Raw genomic sequence first — 6462 nt, 5'->3', positions numbered from 1 at the left:
CTTCAAATCAGGATGCTCACGCATGTCGCTTCGAGACGACTCAGCGCATGCGCGCGAACCTGCATCGCGACAACGACCTCAGCGGTCGTCGAACACATAGCACATCATCTCGCTTAACAAGACATTGCAGGAACCTTATGTGAGCGGCACCGATCGCGAGATCGCCGACTGCAACGCGACAATCGATCCGTCCGAGCTGACTGCAACCCAAAAAGCAGGAACGAGTCATTCCTCTCGATCGCAAAAGATCGCCGTCATAAACGGCGCCACGTGATGCACGATTGCCTGGCTCTTGGCCGCGGTGACGGCAGATTGAACCTTTTCCGTCGAGCCCCATACCACTGCGCCATAAGCGGAAGTGGACACACGCTTGCCGCTTCCCGCTTGAAACAGCGGGTCGCCCTCCTCATAGCCCACAATCGCAAAGACGGGGTATCCGAACGCGTGCAAACTAACGCCTCGGACCGGGTTGAACGCGTTGATCGAATTGCTTTCAACGCGGAAAGGCTGCGCTTGAAGCAACCCCTGAGCGATGAGCTCGCTGACAAACGTATGGGCTGAAACGTTGCAATGCAGCGAATTGTCGAGTGCAACCGGTGCGCACAGCGCTACCACTGGACATGCGGCACTGGCGGTCAAAGCGGCAGCGGTTACGAGACTTTTCATAAGCAAACGCCAATGCGCCGATGGGTTGCGGCCAGGCACTGACGTTGAATCGGCTCCGTGGCAACGCCATAGCCCACCTCACCCGCCCCTGCCTCTGTCAAGGCAGCGACTTTACCGCTTTTACCGACTTTTCGCTGTCGAGTGTCGGTACGAGACCAAAGCGATTCACTCGAGTGAACGCAAGCAAGCCGACTCAAAAGCGTTTACATTTCCCTGTTCGGCGCTCGCACTCGTCATGAGGCCTCATGCGCGCGCGTCGTTGTTTTGTGTGAATCGCGGCTGTCCCCAGGAGAAAAAACCCGATGAATGCGGCATTGAAGTACGATTTTCGCAGCGATACGGTCACACGCCCGAGCCCCGGTATGCGTCAAGCGATGGCCGAGGCTGAAGTGGGAGACGATGTGCTGGGCGATGACCCAACCGTGAAGCGGCTAGAAGCGCGCCTCGCCGATCTGCTCGGCAAAGAAGCCGCGCTCTTTGTCCCCTCCGGTACCCAGTCGAATCTGATCGCGCTCATGGCGCATTGCGGGCGCGGCGACGAGTACATCGTGGGTCAGCAAGCGCACTGCTATCGTTGGGAAGGCGGCGGCGCAGCCGTGCTCGGCAGCATCCAGCCCCAACCGCTCGAAAACCAGCCGGACGGCACACTCTCGCTCGAGCAAATCGAAAAATCCATCAAGCCCGACGATCCGCATTTTGCCCGCACGCGCCTCTTGGCGCTCGAAAACACGATCGGCGGCACCGTCTTGCCCATGGAGTACGTTGAGGCAGCAACAACGCTCGCGCGCCGACATGGGCTCGGCTGCCATTTGGACGGAGCCCGCGTCTTCAATGCGTCTGTTGCGCTCGGCTTGCCCGTCGGCACGTTGGCCCGCCCGTTCGATACCGTTTCCGTATGTCTTTCGAAGGGGCTCGGTACACCGGTGGGCTCGGTCCTGATCGGTTCGTCCGAGCTGATCGCCAAGGGGCGGCGTCTGCGCAAAATGCTCGGCGGCGGCCTTCGCCAAGTGGGCATTCTGGCGGCCGCCGGCCTTTATGCGCTCGAGCACAACGTCGAGCGGCTCGCCGAGGACCATGCGAACGCAAAAGCGCTCGCGCAAGGCCTCTCACAGATGCCCGGTCTCAAGGTGGTCGCGCCCCCTGACACCAACATCGTGTTCATCGACGTGCCTCCGCAGTATGCGGGCGCTTTCGCGCAGCATTTGGAGCGGCACGGCATCGCTGTGACGTCATCGTATGGCGCCACGCGTCAACGATGGGTGACGCACCTCGATGTCGATCGACACGCTGTCGATGCAGCGCTCGGCGCCGCAGCGGACTTCTTTTCAAATCAGGCTTGATCGACCGGCACAGCGACGCCGAGCCGAGCGCAGTTAGCTCGATTGCCGCGCCGCCGTGGCCACATCGGCTACAGCGGTTGCTGCGTGGCGTCGCGCCATAGCACTACGAGCACGGTCATCAATGCGGGACCGACAAAAAGGCCCAAAAGGCCGAACGTCTGCGCGCCGCCGAGAATACTGAAAAGAACGAGAAGAAAGGGCAAACGCGTCGCGCTGCCAATCAATAGCGGACGCACGAAATGCTCTGCGACAAAAACAACGATGGCGCCCGTGACCAGGACCCCCACTGCGCCAGCGGTCTCTCCCTGTGTGAACAGCCATAGTGCGGTGGCCCCGAAGACGAGCGGCGCGCAAAACGGCAGCATCGCTGCGACTGCGGTCAAGAGACCGATCGCGCCGGCATGCGGCACGTTGGCGAATGCATAGGCGAGGCCGATGATGAAGCCCTCGCCGAGTCCAACGACGACCAGCCCCGTGACGGTGCCACGAACGGCAGCCGCCATCGTCGCCGCCAACTGCGCGCCCGGAAGGCCGAAGAACCGGCCCACCGCCTGAAGCGATTGGTCGGCAAGGCGTGGCCCCGTTTGCAACAGCACGAAGAGCGTGAGCAGCATGAAGCCGAAATGAATCACGCTGCGCACGGCGAGCACGCCGAACTGCCGGCTCATGGTCACGACGGTGGTGCCGTGCAGGCCTTGCACCGCTGGCGACTGCACGAGCGGGCGTGCCAGATTGGCTTGCCACCAGCCGGCAATTTGCGCGCCGAACGGCAGCCGCGTTACGAGCTCGGGCAACGCGATGCCATTGGCCTCCGTGTTTTTGATCCACGCCATCATGTCGTGCGCCTCGTGCATCGCCTGCCCGAAGATGATGAGGAACGGCAACGTGATGAAAAGGCCGACGACCAGCGTCACGACGAAAGCAATGACCGTTGTGCCGTGCCGCCCGTACTGCGGGCGATTGAGCCGCAGCAGAAGGGGCCACAGGGCGATCGTGATGACGCCGGCCCACACCATGGGGGCAATGAATTCGCGCAGTACCCAGAGCGCCAATGCGATCAGCGCCGCATTCAGAACGAGCCAGGCGAGGCGCCGCGCCTTGTCGTTATCACTCGGTCGTGGAGGAAGGGAAGCGTCCGAAGGCATGAAGTGCCGCTAGCGTAATAAGAGAAGGGAAAATGACGCGAGCCGCGCCCGACGTCCATCGGCGGCATTGTTCCATGGATAGGCAACACATGCCAATTTCGTCTGGTCTCACTATAAGGCGTTGAAGTCGAATCGACGGCAATCCGTGTTGGATAAATAGCACCTAACTAGTCAGTCATTCGCTACAAACGCAACAAACCAACAATGGCACTCGCCCCGATCATCGCCTTCGAGGACAAGTCGGCGCATAATCGATGCTTTTCGTCTGTAGCCGCAGCGCCGCCTTTTCATGCCGGTTGCCATCGCCCTCATTTCGCCGCTCATCGTTGCTTGCGCGCTTTTCATGGAAAGTGCCGACGCCAACATCGTGGTCACCGCGCTGCCTTCAATGGCGCGCGACTTCGGCAGCGATCCAGTTACGCTCAACATCGCGATCACGAGCTACGTTGTCAGCCTAGGTGTGTTCATTCCCATTTCCGGCTGGCTTGCCGATCGCTTTGGCGCTCGCACCGTCTTTCGTGCGGCCATTGGCATCTTCATCGTCGGCTCGGTAATGTGCGCCGCGTCGTACTCGATGCTGTTCTTTACGCTTGCCCGGCTGTTGCAGGGCATCGGCGGCGCAATGATGGTGCCCGTCGGGCGCATCATCATCTTCCGCTCCGTGCCGAAGGCGGAGTTCGTTCGCGCGATGAACTACCTGAGCCTGCCTGCGATGTTCGCGCCGGCCGCGGCGCCGCTTTTGGGTGGCTTCCTGACCACTTATTTTCATTGGCGCCTGATCTTCTTCATCAACGTACCGATCGGCATACTCGGCATCTACCTCACTAACCGCTACATCGCCAATACGCACGAGCCGCACCCGGGGCCACTCGACTGGACCGGCTTCATCCTTTCTGCACTCGGTGCGTCGTTCGTGTTGCTCGGGCTTTCGCTACTTGGCAGCAAGGTCGTCACCAACCGCACCGCTTTTGAGATGTGTCTCTCGGGTGCATTGCTACTCGCGCTTTACGTTCTTCACGCGCAACGCGCCGAGCGGCCAGTGCTCGATCTGCGATTCCTTAGGATTCCTACCTATCGCGCGAGCGTACTAGGTGGATCGATGTTTCGCATCGGGCTTGGTGCTGTGCCGTTTCTGTTGCCTCTTGCGCTGCAAGAAGGAATGGGCATGACGGCGTTCCAGTCAGGCATCATTACGTGCGCCTCTGCTGTCGGCAGCATGTTCATGCGCTCGCTCACTTCGTTCTCGCTGCGCACGTTCGGATTTCGCACGGTGCTCATCTATAACGCGGCATTCTCCGGAATTGCAATCGCGTCGTATGGCTTGTTTTTCCCTGGTACGCCGGTCTGGTTCATTTGGGTGGTCGTGCTTTTGGGCGGCTTCTTCCCTGCCCTCCAATTCACGGGCCTCAACTCGATCATCTATGCCGATATTTCGAGCCGCGACATCGGCCGCGCAACGAGCCTCGGCAGCGTCGTTCAGCAGATGTCGCTGGGGCTCGGCGTGACTGTGGGCGGCATTGTGCTGCAGATTGCACGGGCCCTGCATGGCCACGCACACGTTACGTCGTCAGACTTCTGGCCAGCGTTTCTCGTCGTTGGGCTTTTCTCGTTCGGGTCAATTCCCATTACACGCCGTCTAGCACACGACGCGGGTGACGAAATCGCACGAGGCGCTCGGGGTTAGCAGCGTCCGCCCTCAGTGCACGCTAGTCGCTAGGGTTTACCTAGTTTGGTCTTCGCCCGAAGCGTTCTATCACAGAGTCACGCGCGATTCTTCCATCGCAGCTTCGTTATGAAGAATCGCTTTCGACTCAATGACCGAGCGGAGGCTTTCGTGACTGATTTGGCGAGCACTGCGATTGAAGGCTTAAAAAGCGCGACGCGAGGACAGGTATTGCAGCCGCACGATCCCGGCTATGACGAAGCGCGGCGCATCTGGAACGCGATGATCGATCGGAGGCCTGCTCTCATCGTTCGTTGCGCAGGCGTGGCCGACGTTCGACAGGCCGTGAATTTCGCACGCGAAAACAATTTGCTCGTGGCGGTTCGCGGCGGTGGGCACAACATTGCGGGCACGGCGGTTTGCGACGGTGGCCTCGTAATCGATCTTTCTCCGATGAAGTCGGTGCGCGTCGATCCGCATGGATCCCGCGCCTATGCCGAGCCCGGCGTGACGCTCGGCGAATTCGACCATGAAACTCAGGCTTTCGGACTCGGTACGCCGACGGGGATCAACTCGACGACGGGCCTATCCGGCCTTACGCTCGGCGGCGGATTCGGGTGGGTGAGCCGCAAGTACGGCATGACGGTGGACAATCTGCTGTCCGCCGACGTCGTCACCGCCGACGGCCAACTGGTGCATACGGACGCAAACAACCATGCCGATCTGTTTTGGGCGATTCGGGGCGGCGGCGGAAACTTCGGTGTGGTCACGATGTTCGAGTTCGCCCTGCATGCCATAGGACCGGAAGTCTACGGAGGGCTGTTCGTCGTGCCGTTCGAGCAGGCGAGAAGCGCGCTCACCCACTATCGCGCAGCGATGGATGCCGTACCGCGTGAACTAGCGGTATGGTCTGTGCTGCGGCTCGCGCCGCCCTTACCATTCTTGCCACAATCGGTACACGGCAAGCCCGTCGTTGTTTTTGCGATGTGCTATACCGGCCCCATGGAGACAGCGGCGCGCGCTGTCGAGGTCGTGCGCACCTTTGGCGAGCCCTGTGGCGAGCATATCGGCCCGATGCCTTTCGTGGCATGGCAAAAGGCGTTCGATCCGTTGCTCGCGCCTGGATCGCGCAACTATTGGAAGTCGCATAACTTCGACGAATTGCCCGACGGATTGTTCGATGCGGCGATCAACTCAATAGGGAAATTGCCGTCGCCGCAATGCGAGATCTTCTTTGGACAGATCGGCGGGAAAACGTGTGAGGTGCCGATCGACGCAACCGCCTATTGCGGCCGCGACGCCAAATACGTAATGAACGTCCATGCACGCTGGGAGGAGGCAAGCGAAGACGCCAGCTGCATTGAGTGGGCACGCTCGTATTTCGATGCTTGCGCACCGTTCGCGCTCGGCAGCGTTTATGTGAACTTTCTCACCGAGGATGAGAACGCGCGCATCGGCGCCGCCTACGGGCCGAATTACGAACGTCTTGCCCAAGTCAAGGCACGCTACGACCCGCAGAACCTGTTTCGCCGTAACGTCAACATCAAGCCATCCGCGTCATAGATTGCCGAGCATCCGCTTCGCGGCGTTATCGCCGCGAAGCTGCACTGACGTCGGGCGAGAGGTCAATGCGCCGCTCGCCAAACGA

The 6462-nt window shown here is 60.5% G+C and carries 5 protein-coding genes; 3 read left to right on the top strand and 2 right to left on the bottom strand.

What is annotated here, in order from left to right:
• Nucleotides 1-225: 225 nt before the first annotated feature.
• Nucleotides 226-666, bottom strand: a complete 441-nt coding sequence (locus VL598_RS11605; protein WP_325326863.1) for a hypothetical protein — start codon at nucleotides 664-666, stop codon at nucleotides 226-228.
• Between the two features lie 302 nt (nucleotides 667-968).
• Between VL598_RS11605 and ltaE the strand changes: the two genes are divergently transcribed.
• Nucleotides 969-2006: a low-specificity L-threonine aldolase gene (gene ltaE / locus VL598_RS11600; RefSeq protein ID WP_325326862.1), complete on the top strand. Its 1038-nt coding sequence runs from the start codon at nucleotides 969-971 to the stop codon at nucleotides 2004-2006.
• Nucleotides 2007-2074: 68 nt separating this feature from the next.
• Here the strand turns inward: ltaE and VL598_RS11595 are convergent, their stop codons facing one another.
• On the bottom strand, nucleotides 2075-3151 hold the full coding sequence (locus VL598_RS11595) for an AI-2E family transporter (RefSeq protein WP_325326861.1): 1077 nt from the start codon (nucleotides 3149-3151) through the stop codon (nucleotides 2075-2077).
• 289 nt (nucleotides 3152-3440) lie between these two features.
• Here VL598_RS11595 and VL598_RS11590 point away from each other — a divergent pair, with 289 nt between their 5' ends.
• Nucleotides 3441-4835: an MFS transporter gene (locus tag VL598_RS11590; RefSeq protein ID WP_325326860.1), complete on the top strand. Its 1395-nt coding sequence runs from the start codon at nucleotides 3441-3443 to the stop codon at nucleotides 4833-4835.
• 150 nt (nucleotides 4836-4985) lie between these two features.
• Nucleotides 4986-6377 (top strand): FAD-binding oxidoreductase, encoded by a 1392-nt coding sequence (locus VL598_RS11585; RefSeq protein ID WP_325326859.1) that lies wholly within the window; start codon nucleotides 4986-4988, stop codon nucleotides 6375-6377.
• Nucleotides 6378-6462 lie beyond the last annotated feature (85 nt).

It is taken from the genome of Trinickia sp. (assembly GCF_035492435.1).
Classification (GTDB): Bacteria; Pseudomonadota; Gammaproteobacteria; order Burkholderiales; family Burkholderiaceae; genus Trinickia.
Note: the sequence above shows the minus strand (reverse complement) of the source record. Positions and strands in the feature narration are given on the sequence as shown.

Coding starts and splice junctions, on each gene's coding strand:
- VL598_RS11605 (WP_325326863.1), bottom strand. CDS start 666: ATGAAAAGTCTCGTAACCGCTGCCGCTTTGACCGCCAGTGCCGCATGT.
- ltaE (WP_325326862.1), top strand. CDS start 969: ATGAATGCGGCATTGAAGTACGATTTTCGCAGCGATACGGTCACACGC.
- VL598_RS11595 (WP_325326861.1), bottom strand. CDS start 3,151: ATGCCTTCGGACGCTTCCCTTCCTCCACGACCGAGTGATAACGACAAG.
- VL598_RS11590 (WP_325326860.1), top strand. CDS start 3,441: ATGCCGGTTGCCATCGCCCTCATTTCGCCGCTCATCGTTGCTTGCGCG.